Annotated in this window: 13 protein-coding genes and 1 pseudogene; 5 read left to right on the forward strand and 9 right to left on the reverse strand. The window is 70.2% G+C overall.

Annotated features, from left to right (window positions below; genetic code table 11):
- Positions 1-597 precede the first annotated feature (597 nt).
- Together leuD and leuC are read right to left on the reverse strand one after the other, a co-directional pair.
- Complete coding sequence (gene leuD, locus WMF20_RS00535) at positions 598-1215, reverse strand: 3-isopropylmalate dehydratase small subunit (protein WP_437609704.1); 618 nt, start codon at positions 1213-1215, stop codon at positions 598-600.
- A gap of 27 nt (positions 1216-1242) precedes the next feature.
- Positions 1243-2652, reverse strand: a complete 1410-nt coding sequence (gene leuC / locus WMF20_RS00540) for a 3-isopropylmalate dehydratase large subunit (RefSeq protein ID WP_129572459.1) — start codon at positions 2650-2652, stop codon at positions 1243-1245.
- Positions 2653-2870: 218 nt separating this feature from the next.
- On the opposite strand from leuC, the gene WMF20_RS00545 reads away from it, so the two are divergent.
- Positions 2871-3785, forward strand: a complete 915-nt coding sequence (locus WMF20_RS00545; RefSeq protein WP_437609707.1) for a LysR family transcriptional regulator — start codon at positions 2871-2873, stop codon at positions 3783-3785.
- Between the two features lie 206 nt (positions 3786-3991).
- Here the strand turns inward: WMF20_RS00545 and WMF20_RS00550 are convergent, their stop codons facing one another.
- Positions 3992-5536, reverse strand: a complete 1545-nt coding sequence (locus WMF20_RS00550; RefSeq protein WP_437609709.1) for an IMP dehydrogenase — start codon at positions 5534-5536, stop codon at positions 3992-3994.
- Between the two features lie 202 nt (positions 5537-5738).
- Positions 5739-6704 (reverse strand): AraC family transcriptional regulator, encoded by a 966-nt coding sequence (locus tag WMF20_RS00555; RefSeq protein ID WP_437609712.1) that lies wholly within the window; start codon positions 6702-6704, stop codon positions 5739-5741.
- Positions 6705-7254: 550 nt separating this feature from the next.
- Here WMF20_RS00555 and WMF20_RS00560 point away from each other — a divergent pair.
- Complete coding sequence (locus tag WMF20_RS00560; RefSeq protein ID WP_437609714.1) at positions 7255-8175, forward strand: transposase; 921 nt, start codon at positions 7255-7257, stop codon at positions 8173-8175.
- A 403-nt stretch (positions 8176-8578) separates the two neighbouring features.
- Here the strand turns inward: WMF20_RS00560 and WMF20_RS00565 are convergent, their stop codons facing one another.
- From WMF20_RS00565 to WMF20_RS00575, 3 genes are all read right to left on the reverse strand, one after another.
- Positions 8579-9700: a DUF4185 domain-containing protein gene (locus tag WMF20_RS00565; protein ID WP_437609716.1), complete on the reverse strand. Its 1122-nt coding sequence runs from the start codon at positions 9698-9700 to the stop codon at positions 8579-8581.
- Between the two features lie 395 nt (positions 9701-10095).
- The gene (locus WMF20_RS00570) at positions 10096-10434 is read right to left on the reverse strand and encodes a four-helix bundle copper-binding protein (RefSeq protein WP_237244898.1); all 339 of its coding nucleotides are present in this window, start codon (positions 10432-10434) and stop codon (positions 10096-10098) included.
- Between the two features lie 397 nt (positions 10435-10831).
- Positions 10832-11488 (reverse strand): ferritin-like domain-containing protein, encoded by a 657-nt coding sequence (locus WMF20_RS00575; protein WP_129572466.1) that lies wholly within the window; start codon positions 11486-11488, stop codon positions 10832-10834.
- 79 nt (positions 11489-11567) lie between these two features.
- Here WMF20_RS00575 and WMF20_RS00580 point away from each other — a divergent pair, with 79 nt between their 5' ends.
- The 3 genes from WMF20_RS00580 (at position 11568) to WMF20_RS00590 (ending at position 14166) form a co-directional block, all read left to right on the forward strand.
- Positions 11568-12551, forward strand: a complete 984-nt coding sequence (locus WMF20_RS00580) for a hypothetical protein (protein ID WP_437609720.1) — start codon at positions 11568-11570, stop codon at positions 12549-12551.
- A gap of 180 nt (positions 12552-12731) precedes the next feature.
- The gene (locus WMF20_RS00585; RefSeq protein WP_129572468.1) at positions 12732-13559 is read left to right on the forward strand and encodes an MOSC domain-containing protein; all 828 of its coding nucleotides are present in this window, start codon (positions 12732-12734) and stop codon (positions 13557-13559) included.
- A 130-nt stretch (positions 13560-13689) separates the two neighbouring features.
- Positions 13690-14166, forward strand: coding sequence for a DUF2059 domain-containing protein (locus tag WMF20_RS00590; protein ID WP_437609723.1), 477 nt, complete (start codon positions 13690-13692; stop codon positions 14164-14166).
- Positions 14167-14196: 30 nt separating this feature from the next.
- Here the strand turns inward: WMF20_RS00590 and WMF20_RS00595 are convergent.
- Both WMF20_RS00595 and WMF20_RS00600 read right to left on the reverse strand, forming a co-directional pair.
- Positions 14197-15058, reverse strand: a pseudogene (locus WMF20_RS00595) (alpha/beta fold hydrolase).
- Between the two features lie 146 nt (positions 15059-15204).
- Positions 15205-16017, reverse strand: a complete 813-nt coding sequence (locus WMF20_RS00600) for a dienelactone hydrolase family protein (RefSeq protein ID WP_437609726.1) — start codon at positions 16015-16017, stop codon at positions 15205-15207.
- Positions 16018-16206: the final 189 nt, after the last annotated feature.

A 16206-nucleotide genomic window follows, 5' to 3' on the forward strand; every position in this document is an offset into this window, starting at 1 on the left:
CGGGTTGGGCGACCCGACCCAGATTGAGCGGCCCGACCCAGGTTGAGGGCACAGCGGCGACCCCACCCAGGTTGAGGGCACGGCGGCGGCTGCGACCCGACGGACCGCGCGTACCCGACCGAAGTTGAGGCGCCCGACCCAATACGCGAAACAGACCTGACCGAGATTGAGGCGTTCGATCTAGGTTTGGGGTGCCCGTGGGTGAACCGGCATCCGACCCAGGTTGAGGTGCCCGGGTTGAGGTTCCCGGAGGTGGAGGTGGCCGACCCAGGTTGAGGAAACAGAGCAGCGGGACCCCGGGTTGGAGGCGTGCGTGAGGGTAGAGCGATCTCTGCGAGCTACAGTGGAGGGCGATGAGGTCGGAGTGTAGCGGGGCCCTGGCGGTGTGCCAATTTGAGCCATTGCCGCACCTGGGGCACCCAGAGATGGCCGACCCGAGTTGAGGTACCCGGAGGTGCCCGGAGATGGCCTACCCAGGTTGAGGTGCCCGAGGTTGGGGTGCCTACCCAGGTTGAGGTGCTCGGAGGTGCTCGACCCAGGTTGAGGTGCTCGTTGCCGGCGAGCCGCCTCGCGCGGCGGCACCGGTTGAGCGCGGGGCTACTGCGCGGCGGCGCGCTGCACGTACGGCAGCCGCGCCGCCACCTTCTGGACCTCCTCGGCTCCCTCGAGCAGCTGCGCGATCGGATCCCACGTGCCCCGGAGCAGCGACTCGCGCGCCCCCGGCTTGATGGTGAACGGCACCGCGAGATCGCTCCCCGCCCGCACGACCTGCTCCTGCAGGTCCACCGTGACGAGCGCCGACGGATCGGCGTTCACGCGCGCCGCGAGCGCGGCGCGGCCCTCGCGGCTCACCGACACGCAAGGAATGCCCAGCGTCGTCGAGTTGCCGAAGAAGATCTCGGCGAAGCTCTCGGCGACGATCGCCTTGAACCCCGCCTTGGCGATCGACTGCGGCGCGTGCTCGCGCGACGACCCGCAGCCGAAGTTGCGGTCGGCGATCAGGATCGTGGCCCCCGCGAACCGCGGGTCGTTCAGCGGGTGCTCCCGCTTCTCGCCGCGCTCGTCGAAGCGCACGTCCCGGAAGAGGTGCTCGCCGATGCCGTCGAAGGTGACGCACTTGAGAAAGCGCGCCGGGATGATGCGGTCCGTATCGATGTCGTCCCCCGGAACATGAACGGCGCGACCGGTGACGGTTTGGATCAAGTCGAGTGCCATGGAAATCTCCCTCGGGTGCGAGCGTCGTCAGATTCCGAACACGTCACGAGCATCGGCGATCTCGCCGCGGACCGCGGCGGCGGCCACCATCACCGGGCTCATGAGCACGGTGCGCCCCGTGGGGCTCCCCTGCCTGCCCTTGAAATTGCGGTTCGACGAGGACGCGCACAGCTCATCGCCGATGAGCTTGTCCGGGTTCATCGCCAGGCACATCGAGCAGCCCGGCTCGCGCCACTCGAAGCCCGCCTCGCGGAAGACCCGATCCAGCCCCTCGGCCTCGGCCGCCCGCGCCACCTCCATCGATCCGGGGACCGCCAGCGCGCGCACGTGCGGCGCGACCTTGTGCCCCTTCAGGCGCTGCGCCACCTCGCGGAAATCCGAGAGCCGGCCGTTCGTGCAGCTGCCGATGAACGCCACGTTGATCTTCGTCCCCTCGATCGGCTTGCCCCCCTCGAGCCGCATGTACTCGAGCGCCTCGCGGATCAGCGCCCGCTCGGACTCGTTCGCCACGTCCTCCGCCGCCGGCACCTTCTCCTTCACCGAGATCGCCTGGCCCGGCGTGATGCCCCACGTGACCGTCGGCGCGATCGCGCTCGCGTCGATCCGCACGACATCGTCGTACCGCGCGTCCTCGTCCGACGCGATCGAGCGCCAGTACTCGAGCGCCTTCTCCCACGCCTCGCCCTTCGGGGCGTACGGACGACCCTTGATGTAATCGAACGTCGTCTGGTCCGGGTTGACGTACCCGACCCGGGCGCCGCCCTCGATCGACATGTTGCACAGGGTCATCCGCTCCTCCATCGAGAACCCGTCGATGGTCGAGCCGCCGTACTCGTACGCGTAGCCCGTGCCGCCCGACACGCCGAGCCGGCGGATGATCTCGAGGATGATGTCCTTGGCGTAGACGCCCGGGCCGAGCTTGCCCTCGACCTGGATGCGCCGGACCTTGAGCCGCTGGAGGCTCAGCGTCTGCGTGGCGAGGACGTCGCGCACCTGCGTCGTCCCGATGCCGAACGCGATCGCGCCGAACGCGCCGTGCGTCGACGTGTGCGAGTCGCCGCACGCGATCGTCATGCCAGGCTGCGTCAGGCCGAGCTCGGGGCCGATGATGTGCACGATGCCCTGCCGACCGGACTCGAGATCGAAGAAGGTGACCCCCTGCTCGGTGCACGCCTTCTTGAGCGCGTCGACCATCCCCTCGGCCAGCGAATCCTTGAACGGCCGCTTGCGGTTGTCGGTGGGGACGATGTGATCGAGCGTCGCGAACGTCCGATCGGGCATGCGCACGCGCAGGCCGAGATCGCGGAGCATCCCGAACGCCTGCGGGCTCGTCACCTCGTGGATCAGGTGAAGGCCGATGAAGAGCTGATCCTCGCCGTTCGGCAACGTGCGGACTTTGTGGAGGTCCCAAACCTTGTCATAGAGACTCTTACCCATGATGGCCTCTCGCGGTGCAACTGAACGCTGAACGCGGCTGAAGGGGACGGCGTACGAAGCGGACCGGCCCGAGCGCCGGGGCGCGCCAGCCGGCTCCGCGGAGGCGGCCGGCGCGCCCCCGATCCGGCGGTCCGGCGTCGGGCGGGCGTCATGACTATGCGGGCCCGCGAGCATTAAGTCGAATGAAACTTTTTTCACGATGGGTTAAGTAACGCTACATGGATGCGTCGCTCCTCCCCGCGCTCGAGGATGTCCTCCTGGTGGCCCGGTCGGGCTCGGTCGCCGAGGCGGCGCGGCGGCTGCACAAGACGCCGTCGGCGATCAGCCAGCAGGTGCGCCGGGTGGAGGAGCACTTCGGGGTGGCGCTGTTCGAGCGCGACGGGCGCGGCGTGCGGCTCAGCCCGGCCGGCGAGGCGGCGCTCGGCGCGATCACGCGGCTGTTCGATCAGGCGGAAGGGGTGTTCGAGCTGCTCTCGGAGCTGGCGGGGGAGCCGTCGACGACGCTGCGCCTCGCGGCGAGCGACTACCTCGGCAAGGGGCTGCTCGTGCCGGTCATCCGCCAGATGCTCGAGCAGCGCGCGCCGGTGCGGTTCGCGATCACGACGGCGAACTCGATCGACGCCGCGCGGTGGGTCGAGCGCGGGGAGGTGGACCTGGGCCTCGCGTCGGCGTCCTCGGCGGGCGGCGACCTCGTGAAGCAGCCGCTGTTCGTGCAGCCGTTCCTGTGGGTGGGGCCGCGGCTCAAGGGCAAGGCGCCGGCGCTGCGCGAGCGGCTCCGGCACGAGCCGCTGCTCCGGCTGGCGCCCGGCAGCGTGGGGCGGCGGCTGCTCGACGCCTACCTGGATCGCGAGCGGATCCGGCCGATCTCGACGATCGACGTGTCGAGCGTGTCGCTCCTCGTCTCGTACGTCTCGGGTGGGCTCGGCATCGGCCTCGCGCCGGCGCTCGCGCTGACCGAGGTTGCGCGCTCGCGGCTGGACGTCGAGATCGCCGAGGAGGTCGAGCCGCTGCCCGTCGAGCTGATGACGCGTGAAAACTTCCGACGCAATCCGATCATCGAGCGCTTCATCGAGCGCCTGGCGGCCGAGGGGCGCCGCGCGGAGCAGCGGACGCGGGCGCTCCTCCGGGCGTAGCGAGATCGCAGCGCGCGGCGGGGCGGCGGCGAGCGTCGCCGCGGCCCGCCGGGCGCACAGCTCGTCGGCCGAACGCCGCCGGGTTCAGCGACGTTCCGGAGGTCGACGAGAGGATGGAGGTCGAGATCCCCATCGATACGAGCCAGCTGGGCGAGCCCGAGCTTCGTATCTTCATCGGAGAGGCCGGCGCGGCCGGCCTCCGGGGCTCAGGCCTCGCGCGGGTTGCTGCGCGTGTCCTTCAGCATCACGTCGTGGACGCCGCCCTCGTGGATGCTGACCGCCGAGGCGACGGTCAGGCGCGCGCGCATGTACAGGTCGCGCAGCGAGATGGCGCCGCAGTTGCACATCGTCGAGCGCACCTTGGCGAGCGTGGTGTCGAGGTTGTCCTTGAGCTTGCCGGCATAGGGGACGTAGCTGTCGACCCCCTCCTCGAACTCGAGCTGGTCCTTCTTCTTGCTGGTGTCGCCGTGATCGTAGCGTTGCCAGTTGCGCGCGCGGTTGCTCCCTTCGCCCCAGTACTCCTTCATGAACTGGTTGTTCACGCGGACCTTGCGCCCGGGCGCCTCGTCGAAGCGCGCGAAGTAGCGGCCCATCATCACGAAGTCGGCGCCCATCGCGAGCGCGATCGTGATGTGGTAGTCCTGGCTGATGCCGCCGTCGGAGCAGATCGGCACGTAGACGCCGGTGCGCTGGAAGTACTCGTCGCGCGCCTTGGCCACCTCGATCACGGCCGACGCCTGGCCTCGGCCGATCCCCTTCTGCTCGCGCGTGATGCAGATCGAGCCGCCGCCGATGCCGACCTTGACGAAGTCGGCGCCGGACTCGACGAGGTAGAGGAACCCCTCGCGATCGACGACGTTGCCGGCGCCGATGTAGATCGGCTTGCCCTGCGACTTCACGAAGGCGATGGTGTCGCGCTGCCACTCCGAGTAGCCGTCCGACGAGTCGATGCAGAGCACGTCGGCGCCCGCCTCCGCCAGCGCCGGCACGCGCTCCCGGTAGTCGCGCGAGTTGATGCCGGCCCCGACGATCAGCCGCTTCTCATGGTCGACGTTCTCGAGCGGGTGCGCCTGGTGCGACTCGTAGTCCTTCCGAAACACCAGGTACTGCAGGTGCTGCCGCTCGTCGATGACCGGGAGGGTGTTGAGCTTGTGGCGCCAGATGAGCTCGTTCGCCTCCTGGAGATCGATGCCGACCTTGCCGCAGTGGATCGACTTGAACGGCGTCATGATCTCGCGCACCGGCGTGCTGAGCGGCGTCTTGCCGAGCCGGTAATCGCGGCTCGTGATGATGCCGACGAACCTGCCCGTGGGGGTGCCGTCCTCGGTGATCGCGATCGTGGAGTGGCCCGTGCGATCGGTCAGCGCGAGGACGTCGCCCAGCGTGGCCTCGGGGCGCAGGTTCGAGTCGCTGACGACGAACCCGGCCTTGTAGTTCTTCACGCGCCGCACCATGGCGGCTTCCTCCTCGATGCCCTGCGAGCCGTACACGAACGACAGGCCGCCGCAGCGCGCGAGCGCGATCGCGAGCTCGGCGCCCGAGACCGACTGCATCATCGCGCTGGTGATGGGCACGTTGATCGTGAGCGGCGCGAGCCTCGGGTCCGGCGGCCCCGCGCCCGGATCGGCCTTGAACCGGACGACGGGGGCCGTGAGATCGACGTTCGCAGGGACGCAGTCCTTCGTCGTCAGATTCGGGACGAGCAGGTACTCGCCAAAGGTCCTGCTCGGCTCATCGTAGATGAATGCCATGTCGGCTCGTAGTGCACGCGTTTCGCGCTGTCAAATGCGGCCGGGGCGGGTACCGGATGAAATGTGAGCAAAATCGGGCATTTATGGGTGCACGGAGGGGGCGGCGGGGCCCCGGCCGGGCAGAGCCGGGGGCGCCCGCGCCCGGCGCGGCTGGCGCGGCGCAGAGGTCCGGCCAGGGGCGCCGGGCGTCGGGCGAGCGCAGCTAGAGCGGGCGCACGGGCAGGCAGATCTCGCAGCGGTAGGTGTTGGTCTTGGGATCGTGGAACTCGCCCTGGTAGAGCTCGAAGCAGGGCCGGTGGTCAGGCTGATAACCGCTCTGCGGGAGCCACTCGCCGAAGAGCCGGTCCCACGCGGCGCCGATCGTGTGCGCCTCGCCGACGAACAGGCTCGCAGCGTACTTTCCGCCGGCGATGTCGGTCACGTTGACCTCGCCGTCCGCCTTGAAGCCGTCCGGGATCACGATCGAGGCGTCGTGGCGGCACTTGGACGGGTCGGTGATCTTGGGGTTGTCGTGCGCGATGCCGAGGCAGATGCGGTCCGGGGTCCACAGATCGCGCGCGCTCGCCCAGCGGATGAGGCGCTGCCAGGACTCGGTGACGCTGCCTCCGGGGCCGTAGGCGCCGACGCCCCTGACGTAGGCCACGTGGTAGCTCGGCAGCATCTTCACCGTCACGTTCATGATCTCCTCCTCGTTTTGGCGGGCGTCCGTGCCCGACGAGGCGTCATCGTGCGCGACGGCGCGCGCCGCTGCTTGGCCGGGGTTGCGGTCGACTTCACCCGGCTTGCGATCCGCTTGCCGCGCCTTGCGCGCGGCCGCGGCGCCTCCGTTGCGCCAGGCGGAGGCGCTCATGCCGAAGCGCTCCTTGAAGGCGCGGGCGAAGGCGCTCGCCGAGCTGAAGCCGTTCTCGAGCGCGATCTCGAGGATGTCGGCGTGCGGCCGCAACGTGAGATGGCCGGCCGCGGTCTCGAGGCGTGTCCGCTGGATGAACTCGCGGAGGTTCTCGCCGGTCATGGACTTGAAGACGCGGTGGAAGTGAAACGGCGAGAACGCCGCCACCGCGGCCAACGTCTCGAGGGAGAGCTCCTCGCCGCGGTGGGCCTGGATGTAGTCGATGACGCGGTTGACCCGCTTCTGGTACTCGGCTCGGCTCCTGTCGCTGGTCGCCACAGGGGGAGGTTACCTGATGGCTGGTTTGAGAAAAACCGCGACTGGACCCCGGCGGCGACCCGGCGGCGACCTGACCCAGGTTGGGCGCGCCGATGCCGACCGCACCCTGCCGACCGGACCCAGGTTGGGCGCTGCGATCTGCGACCCGACCCTGCGACCCGACCCAGGTTGGGCAAACCCGACCCAGGTTGGGCGCGCTGGCGACCGGACCCAGGTTGGACGTCCCGATCCAAGTTACCCGTCCCGATCCGGCTCGAAGTCCCGCAGGTCGGCGACTCGACCCAGGTTGGGCGACTCGGGGCGACTCGACCCAGGTTGGGGTGGATTGGATTGGATCAACCGGGAACCCGACGCAGGTTGGAGTGAGTTTTGGGACTTCAGATTTGGACTAGCCCAGGCCGGAGGAGCAGCCGCAGGTTGGGCGAGCCGCAAGGACTGTCCAGGTGGCGGACCACCTGGCGCCCTGGCGGCGCCACCCAAAGAAGCGAGCCAAGTCCTTGAAATCATTCGCACCAGCCGACGGCACGGCGTTTGTCATTGTACGCCAGCCATGAGCCAGCCCCGCGAAATTGCCGCAGGCGCCACCTACCTCATCACCCGTCGCGTCCTGCGCAGGCATCTGCTCTTCCGCCCGGATGCGGCCATCACCCAGCTCTTGGTCTACATCCTCGCCGTCTCGACGCGCCGCTTCGGCATCGAGGTCCACGCGCTCTGCGCGATGTCGACGCACCTGCACCTCGTCGTGACCGATACGATGGGCGTCCTGCCGCGTTTTTTGCAATTCTTCCATCGCATCGTCGCGCTCGGGACCAAGGTGCTCCGCACGTGGGAAGGGCCAGTGTGGGACCACGAGGCTACGAGCGTGGTGCGGCTGCTGACGCGGGCGGCGGTGGTGGAGAAGATCGCCTACGTGCTCGCGAATCCTGTGGCCGCCGGCTTGGTCCGACATGCGCACGAGTGGCCCGGCGCCAAGGTGGATGTGAACGATCTCGGCTGCAGCGTGCTGCGCGCGATGCGACCCGCGGCATATCTCGATCCGAAAAATCCGCAGTGGCCAGAAGAAGTAACGCTCGCGCTCGCGCTGCCACCTGCCATAGAACAGGACGGCGGCGATGGCTTTCGCTGCGAGGTCGCCGCCGAGCTGGAGCGACAGGAAGCGCAGGCCCGTGAAGCGGTGGAGCAGCGAGGGCAACACGTCCTTGGCGCCGAGGGCGCCAGCCGGGTGTCCCCATTTGAGCGTGCCACGAGCTTCGAACCGCTGCGCGACTGCAGTCCGACGTTTGCGGTCGGCCGCGAGCAGGGCGATGCATGGCGAATCGCTGCTGCCGCCGTGCGTACGTTTCGTGCGTCGTATCGCGCGGCGCTCGAACGGTGGCGCAGCGGTGTGCGCAACGCCGTATTCCCCGCGGGGACGTGGTGGATGCGCGCGTTTCACGGAGCCACCGTGGCGGACGCCGTGCTCACGGTGTAGTTGCTGCGCCGGCGGGGCACGGAGAGGCGACGGGGGGCGATACGTCGCCGGAGGGCACGTGCGTCTGAAGATGGCGGAGCGAGGCGACTCAAGCAGGTTGTTGTAGACCCGGTTTGACCGAACACGGGCGTACGTATGGGTGGCTGGTCCAATCGACAGGTCAACCCGGATTGGGCCACTCCGTCAACCGGGGGTTAGCCCGACCGGCGTGAAGTGGCGCGGATGGGGTGGCGCTCGGCCAACCCGGGTCGGGTCCGCTGCTGTCGGTCAACCCGGGTCGGATCGTCTGATCACCTCTGGTCAACCCGGGTGGCGGCCCGGTCAACCCGGGTGAGGTCGGGTCAGCCCGGTCAACCCGGGTGAGGTCGGGTCAGCCCGGTCAACCCGGGTCAGGTCGTCCGGCTCACTCGAGCTCTAGCTCCACGAGTCGGAGCTCTCCTTCCAAGAAACCCGTCTCCCGGAAGTAGGTCACATACTCCACCCGGCCTCCTTCCTGGGCGAGCTCCGCGTGCCCCAGGCCGGCGTACGGCCATGCCTCCGGGGTTGACGGCGCCTCGGCGGTGAACGCCACCGCACTGTCCGACCACGGGCCCTCCGGTGCGGGGGCCGTCCGCACGGAGATCTCCGACGACACCGGCTCGCTGTAGATCGCGACGTACCTGCCGGCGTGCTCGTTCCAGTGCACCGACATCATCGGCGCTCCCGCCATGACCGGCTCGGCCTCGTCGTAACCCTCCACCCAGCTGCCATCGGAGAAGAACCTCCACGCCCCGCGCTCCGTCACCTGCGCGAGCGGGACGCGCGCGATGAGGCACGGGCACGTGAGCCCCGAGCACGCGCAGGCATATACATAAAGCAGCCCCTCGTGGACGAGCGCCGCCGACGTGAACGACGGCTCGTCCGCGCCGAAGAGCAGCGTGGGATCCGCGGCGTCCGGGCGCACCGCCGGACGTACGATCGGCGCGTCAAGGCCCTCCCAGACCGCGATGGACGAGCCCAGCGCGTCGACGTCGAACCCCCCGGCACGCCCCATCAGCTTGCTGTAGAAGACCAGCGCGCGGCCGGTCGCTTCATCGACGACGATCGGCCCCGGCCACAACGCATAGCGCGCCCCACAGTCCTCCTTGCACGTCCCCTCCGCCTGAGGGCCAGAGTGCGCGACGTTGAACTCGAGCTCCTCCCCCGTGAACGGCAGGAACTCCCCAGGCGCGCCGGCCGCGTCGAGCGGCTCGGTCAGCGACGAGAGCCCGTCCGACGCGTTCAGGTCGTCGGTCGAGCAGAAGGTGCTCGATCTCCAGCCCGATCCGTCGGACCCAGGCGTCTCCAGGGTCGTATCGCCGAACACCCACACCGAGCGGTCACCCCACCGCGCGCTGTACCCGCCGTCCCGCCCTCGAATCGATGGCTCGAACGTCAGCGCGCCCAGGTCGCGCACCTCGCGCACCCGAGCCTCGGGCGCGTCCGCGCCGCACCCGGCGCACAGGAGTGCGACCCCGGCCGCCCCCGTCGTCCTTCGATAACGCATGCGCGCGAGCGTACCACGGCAGCCGATGATCGCCGCCACATGCGTCGCGCGCGACGGCCGGACCGCGCGCGGCCGCGAGCGCGGTCCGGCCGCCGCGCGCAGAGGCCGCGTGCGCAAGGGATGGGGCGATGCGGAACGACAGGGGCCGCAGGAAGGCCAGGAAGCTACACCGCTGCTCGGCTCAAAGGAAAGATCGCCAGGGCGAAAAGAACATCAAACAACGTGCTTCGTCGAAGCGCTCCGGTGGCCAGAGCCGTAAGTCAATTCAGGTACAGCACCAAGAAGCTCGACGGTATCCGCTGGCCGCCCTGCTGTTCCCGGCAGAGCATCGCGCGAGCGCGCATGGGCCGGAAGGCGCGACGCGCACGGTCGGAGCGCGCCGACGCCCCGACACCTCAGATCTGCCGGCACGCAGCGGCGCAGCGGCGGCACTCGTCCGCGCACGTCTTCATCTGCGCGTCGCCGGTGAACTTGTCGCAGCTCGCCGCGCACAGGTCGCAGAGGCTCGCGCACACGCTCGTGATCTGGGCGCGCTGCGGCGAGCTGCGCAGGAGGAGCTTCGAGGCCGCCTCGCAGATGTCGGCGCAGTCCTGGAGCAGCCGCACCTGCGTGGCGTCGGCGTGCGCGCCTCCCATCTCGAGGCAGTACTGGCTTGCATGGGTGCAGATCGCACCACAATCCTGGGTGAACCGAGCCACCTCCCGGAACGATCTGTCCCCCGGAAACCTGCTCATGGCAATCCCCTCGATCAACTGGGCCGCTCTTCGCCTCGAGGATATCTCGCGACAACGAGGCAACCTTGGTATCCAGAGGTTGAATGGATTGAGCGATCTTCGCACGTCGGGCCATCCCGCATATAGGCCTCCGAACAGCGGCCGACGCGCTTTCGCCCTCGTGTCCCGAACGCGTCGCGCGAACGGCTCGGACGCCCGGGGACGCATTTAGCGCGCGATCGAACGGCTGCGCCCGCCCTGGTCGCCCGCTCGGCGCGATGGCTGGACGCGGCGGCGCGCGAACGACGTCCAGGCGTCGACCGGGAGAGCCAGGGCCCGCCTCGCGTTCGCGAGTTCGCGGCGGGCGGCGAGAGCCGCGCGGAGGCCACCCGCGTCTGCCGTGTCGCGGGCTGGGCGGCTAGCACCCGGGCGCGCGGCAGATACCCATCTTGATACGCGCGATCTCCTGGAGCTCCTCGGCGATCTCGAGCGTGCGCATCGCCGCGGCGCGCGCGAGCGCCTGGGCCTCCTCGGTGGTCGCGAGGCGCGCCAGGAGCCGCCGGCCCATCTCGTGGTGATGGCCCTCGTCGGGCTGGATGACGTCGCGGTAGAGGCGCGCCGTCTCCGCGTCCCCCTGCGACTCGCAGTACTCGATGAAGGCCTGGTTGTGCACCTTGGCGAGCGCCTCCCGCGTGAACTGGCCCGCTGCGACGCGCTCGACCGTCGAGCCGAGCCCCTTCAGGTACCCGAACATCGGCGTGGGCGGCCCGAACCTGGCCGGGATCGCCGCCGGATCGACGCCGAGCGCGCGGAGGCGCTCGGCGATGAGCCGGTAGTGCCTCGCCTCATCGCCGCACTGCCGGGCGAGGGCGAGCTTCACCTCGACGTCGGTCTCGGTGGTGAGCCAGAGCGCAGCCTCCTCGGTCGCCTCGAGCTCCTTCTTGAGCGCGGTCGCGAGCAGCTCCGGGATGCCGATCCCGCTCCCTGGCTCCGCCGCGCCGGCCGCGGCCCCGATGCGGGCGAGGCGCTCTCCCACCCTACGGTCGAGCTCACCCAGGAATTCCTCTGGCTTCATGGGTGGCATGATTGGCGCGCCCCGGGCGGCGGGTCAATAGGCCGCCCTCCCGGGGGCGAGATGGGTGTACCCTCCCCGAATGGCCTGGCGCTTCCTGCCCCCGTGGCTCGATCTCGAGTCGGTTTCGATCTCGTTCGACCTCCCCGCGCGCACCGTCCTGAAGCGCACCGGGATAGCCGCGCTCGCCACGTCGAGCGCCACGGCGCTGCGCTTGACGCTCGCGCCGACGCTCCTGCGCGTCGCCTTCGAGCCCTACCTCGTCATCGACCTGCCGCCGCCGCTCGGCGACATGGGGTTGCAGCAGGTCGAGTACGACCTCCGCACTGGCGCCATGACGCCCAACGTCTTCTACACGGGAGGGCTCGTCCGGGTCGGGAAGGACTCGGCCGAGGACGAGGCCCGCGCCTTCATGCGCGGACTCGTCACCTCGACGCCCATGGCCATACCCCCGTACGACCCGACGAGCGATCCCGATCTCGTCGTGACCGTGCGTCAGGTGCTCCTGAACCTCGAGTCCGACGGCGGCGGCCCCGCCGTCCGCGGCGCCCGCGTGTCCGCGCGGCTGACGCTGCGCGAGGCGCTCGCGGGCGCGGTGGGCTCGGACGGGTTCCGCATCCCGGCGGGCGCCACCATCGCGGCCAGCGTCGACGTCGAGGGCACCCGGCAGGAGATCGAGACGGCGCCGCGCGTGCAGCGCATCGAGGTCGACTGCTCCTCGGCGGTGCTCCTCAAGCGCGGCGTCGAGCAGGCCGACCTCCGCCGCTTCGTCGTGAGGCGCGGCGGGGAGATCGCCGTCGAGCGGGTCGAGCCGCTCGGCGCGGCCGGCCAGGCCGCGGGCGTCGAGTCGCTCGTGCGCCTGTTCAGCGCCCTGGCCGCGGGCGGCGGCGTCACGCTCGACCCGAAGCACCTCGGCCCCAGCGCCGTCGAAGGGCTCGTCAAGGAAGAGATCGCGCGCGCCCTGCGCCCGGCGCTCGTCGACTGGGTGCGGCAGAACGCCGAGATCATCGTGGGGATGGACCTGCGGCAGGTGCTCGGGATCCCGGAGGACGGCGGCGTGGCATGAAGGGGAGCGGCGGAGGGAGCCTCTCCCGACGCGCGATCGCCGCCGGAGGAGGCCCCTTTCCAGCGCCGCCGAACGCTGCGCCGGCCGAGCGACGCCGCCGTCGAGGAGGGCGTCGCCCGCCGGCGCGGAGCGCGCGACGCCGGAGCCCTCGGCGGAGCCGAGGAGTGATATAAGCCCTGAATGCGACTCTCCGCCATCCACATCTATCCCGTCAAAGGCTGCCGTGGCGTCGCGCTCGACGCGGCGGCCGTCGACGAGCTCGGCCTCGTCGGCGACCGGCGGTTCATGATCGTCGACCCCGAGTGCAAACCCCTCACCCAGCGCCCGCTGCCGCGCATGGCGCTCATCGAGACGCAGCTCTCCGAGGGCGAGCTCACGCTCGGCGCCGCCGGCCGCTCGCCGATCTCCGTGCCGCGCGCGTCGCAGTCGGCGCAAGGCGCGCGCCTGCTCACCGTCGAGGTCTGGAGCAGCACCGGCCTCCTGGCCGAGGACTGCGGCGATGACGTCGCCGCGTGGCTCAGCGACTTCCTGGATCACCCGGCGCGGCTCGTCCGGGCCGGCGCGGCGTTCCGGCGGCCCGTCCTCAAGGATTCGGTGGCACGCCCGGAAGATGTGGTGTCGTTCGCCGACGAGTTCCCGTTGCTCGTGATCTCGGAGGCCTCCCTCGCCGACCTGAATGCTCACCTCAAGGACCGGGGCGCCGCGGCGTTGCCGATGGATCGCTTTCGTCCCAGCCTCGTCGTGAGCGGCTGCGAAGCCTTCGACGAGGACCGGTGGGGCCGCGTCCGCGTCGGTGAGCTCGTGCTCCGCGCCGGCGGCCCGTGCGCCAGATGCGTCGTCACCACCACCGATCAGCTCACCGCGGAGCGCGGCCCGGAGCCGCTCCGCACGCTCGCCACGTACCGGCGCGATCCGCAGAAGCCCGGCGACGTGAACTTCGGTCAGAACTACATCCACGAGACGAAGTCCGGCGCCTTGCGGGTGGGGGACGAGGTGACGGTCGTATGACGGGGAGCGTGGGCCGCCCGCGCGGCTCGCGCGCGCCCGCACCACGGGCGCCCCGGCGGATCGAGCTGCGGGAGGCGGCGGGCTCGCGGGGGCGACGCAGACCGCGGCGCGTCCGTGATAGACATGGATCATGAGAAAGCACGCGCCCCGTTCCTGGATCGTCTCGCTCGCCTTCGTGACCCTGCTCTCCCTCGTGTCGCTCGGCGACGCCCACGCCGGTGAGGCCGAGAAGAAGCTCGCCATGGAGCTCACGCACCTCGTCATGCCGAAGGAGGTCTACAACGCCCTCATCGATCAGCTGATGACCAACATGGGGGCGTCGATGCAGCAAGCGGGCGCGAAGATCTCGGCCAAGGACACCGGCAAGCTGAAGGCGGTCGTCGCCGAGGTCCTGCCGTACGACGAGCTGGTCCAGTGGAATGTCGAGATCTACGCGGGGAAGTTCACCGCCGATGAGCTGAAGGAGCTCATCAAGTTCTACGGCACGCCGGTCGGCAAGAAGGCCGCGAAGCTCCTCCCCGAGATCAGCGGGGAGGTGGGAAAGAAGGTCGGGTCGGTCATCATGCAGCGGATGCCCGCGGCGATGAAGAAGGTCGGGATCCAGTAGCGCGCGCCGCGCTCGGAGCCATCGTCTGCGCTACCGCCGGTAGACCAGGAAGCCGGCGATGGCGTCGAGCAGCGCCCGCGGCTCGTCGGCGCGCACAGAGTGGCCGCTGCGCTCGAAGACGCGTAGATCGGCGCCCGGGATGAGGCGCGCGATCTCCTCCGACAGATCGGGCGGGCAGATCCAGTCGTGCCGGCCGGCGATGACGAGGGTAGGGACCTTGATCTCGGGCAGGCGCGGCGTGAAGTCGAATGTCCGCATGAACCGCTCCAGGGCCACGTTCCACGCCTCGACGTTGTAGATGGCGCGCGCGCTGGCCTCGGCCGCCTTCTGCGGGTCGAACGTGGTCGAGTAGAGCGGCCCCATGATCTGGAGGAACTCGGCGAACTGCTCGTCGCTCTCGAGCTTGCCGGCCCAGAGGCGCTCGCATGCGTCTTTCTGCTGGTCGGTGCCGCGGCTCGCCACGATCTGTTTGGATCGGTCGATGAGGCGGTGGCTCGCCGCCGTGGCCACGAGGATGAGATGCGAGATGTGCTGCTGGTACCGGAGCGCATAGGCCATGGCCACCATGCCGCCATAGGAGGTGCCCATCACCACGATGCGATCGAGGCCGAGGTGCTGGCGAAGCGCCTCCATGTCCTCGACGTTGTTCTCGAGGGTATATGTCTCCTTCGGGCCGCGCGCCGAGCGCCCCCTGGCCGCGGTGATCGAAGTAGACGAGCTGCGCGCGGTCGGAGAGCGGCGTCATCCCGCCCTTGTGCGAGGAGTGATCGGCGCCCGGCCCGCCGTGCACGACGAACATCACCGGCCGTTGGCGCATCTCGGGGCCGTCGGGGACGAGGCCCATTCCCTCGACGTCGAAGTAGATCTCGGTGTCTCGGATCCTCGCGCGCACGGCGTCAGGGTAGCCGATCGGCGGCGCGCCGGGGGCGCGGGAGCGTCGGAGCGAGGGAGCTTGGGTGCGTGCGGAGGAACAGCGGAGGCGCAGCGTGGTGCCGGGGCAGCAGCGGCCGCCGAGGCGAGATCGCGTCCGGCGCGCGGTCAGGCGACGCCGTGTCGGGTCAGCCAGTCGAGCTGGCGCTCCCAGGCGTCGGCCGCGGCCTCGGGACGGTAGCTCGGCCGGTAGTCGGCGTAGAAGGCGTGCGGGGCGTCGGGGTAGACGCGGATGTCGGAGCGCGCGGCGCCGGGCGCGCCGCCGGCTTCGGAGGCGGCCCGGAGCGCTTGCTGGAGCTCGGTGACCGTCGACAGGGGGATGCCCTGGTCCTGCCCGGCATAGAGGCCCAGGACGGGGACCTGCAGCGCGGTCACCACGTCGATCGGGTGCTTCGGCTGCGCCTCGGTCCGGTCGCCGGTGAGGCGTCCGTACCAGGCGACCGCCGCCTTGAGCGCGGGGTTGTGGGCGGCATAGAGCCACGTGATGCGCCCGCCCCAGCAGAAGCCCACCGCGGCGGCCTTGGTGGCGTCGGCCTTGGCGGAGGCGCGCGCGAAGGCGATGCTGGCGTCGAGGTCGGAGAGCACCTGCCGGTCGGGCACGCGACCGGCCAGCGCCCGGAACTCGTCGATGGTGGTGAGGCGGCTCGGGTCGCCTTGGCGGACGAACAGATCCGTGGCGAGGGCGTAGTAGCCGCGCTTCGCGAAGCGGCGGACGACGTCGCGGATGTGCTCGTGGACGCCGAAGATTTCCTGGATGACGAGCACCAGCGGGAACGGCCCGCCGGAGGCGGGGTGGGCGCGGTAGCCGGGGAGGTCGCCGGCCGGTGCGGGAACGGTGACGGCGCCGGCGATGAGGCCGGCGTCGTCGGTGTGGATGGGGCTCGGAGCGTTGCTCTCGGCGATGGGCGTGGAGGCGGTCATGGCCTGGGCCCGAGCAGCCGCCGTGCCAGAGGTGGGACCGACCGACCGGAGCGACCGACCGACCGGAGCGACCGACCCGGGTTGAAGTAGCCGACCGAGGTTGAGGTGACCGACCCAGGTTGGGTTGAGCGACCGACCTGGGTTGAAGTAGCCGACCGAGGTTGAGGTGACCGACCCAGGTTGAGGTAC

The sequence above is a fragment of the Sorangium sp. So ce834 genome, assembly GCF_051521425.1.
Classification (GTDB): domain Bacteria; phylum Myxococcota_A; class Polyangia; order Polyangiales; family Polyangiaceae; genus Sorangium; species Sorangium cellulosum_D.

Coding starts and splice junctions, on each gene's coding strand:
- WMF20_RS00590 (WP_437609723.1), top strand. CDS start 13,690: ATGAGAAAGCACGCGCCCCGTTCCTGGATCGTCTCGCTCGCCTTCGTG.
- WMF20_RS00585 (WP_129572468.1), top strand. CDS start 12,732: ATGCGACTCTCCGCCATCCACATCTATCCCGTCAAAGGCTGCCGTGGC.
- WMF20_RS00575 (WP_129572466.1), bottom strand. CDS start 11,488: ATGAAGCCAGAGGAATTCCTGGGTGAGCTCGACCGTAGGGTGGGAGAG.
- WMF20_RS00580 (WP_437609720.1), top strand. CDS start 11,568: ATGGCCTGGCGCTTCCTGCCCCCGTGGCTCGATCTCGAGTCGGTTTCG.
- WMF20_RS00560 (WP_437609714.1), top strand. CDS start 7,255: ATGAGCCAGCCCCGCGAAATTGCCGCAGGCGCCACCTACCTCATCACC.
- WMF20_RS00565 (WP_437609716.1), bottom strand. CDS start 9,700: ATGCGTTATCGAAGGACGACGGGGGCGGCCGGGGTCGCACTCCTGTGC.
- WMF20_RS00550 (WP_437609709.1), bottom strand. CDS start 5,536: ATGGCATTCATCTACGATGAGCCGAGCAGGACCTTTGGCGAGTACCTG.
- WMF20_RS00600 (WP_437609726.1), bottom strand. CDS start 16,017: ATGACCGCCTCCACGCCCATCGCCGAGAGCAACGCTCCGAGCCCCATC.
- WMF20_RS00570 (WP_237244898.1), bottom strand. CDS start 10,434: ATGAGCAGGTTTCCGGGGGACAGATCGTTCCGGGAGGTGGCTCGGTTC.
- leuD (WP_437609704.1), bottom strand. CDS start 1,215: ATGGCACTCGACTTGATCCAAACCGTCACCGGTCGCGCCGTTCATGTT.
- leuC (WP_129572459.1), bottom strand. CDS start 2,652: ATGGGTAAGAGTCTCTATGACAAGGTTTGGGACCTCCACAAAGTCCGC.
- WMF20_RS00545 (WP_437609707.1), top strand. CDS start 2,871: ATGGATGCGTCGCTCCTCCCCGCGCTCGAGGATGTCCTCCTGGTGGCC.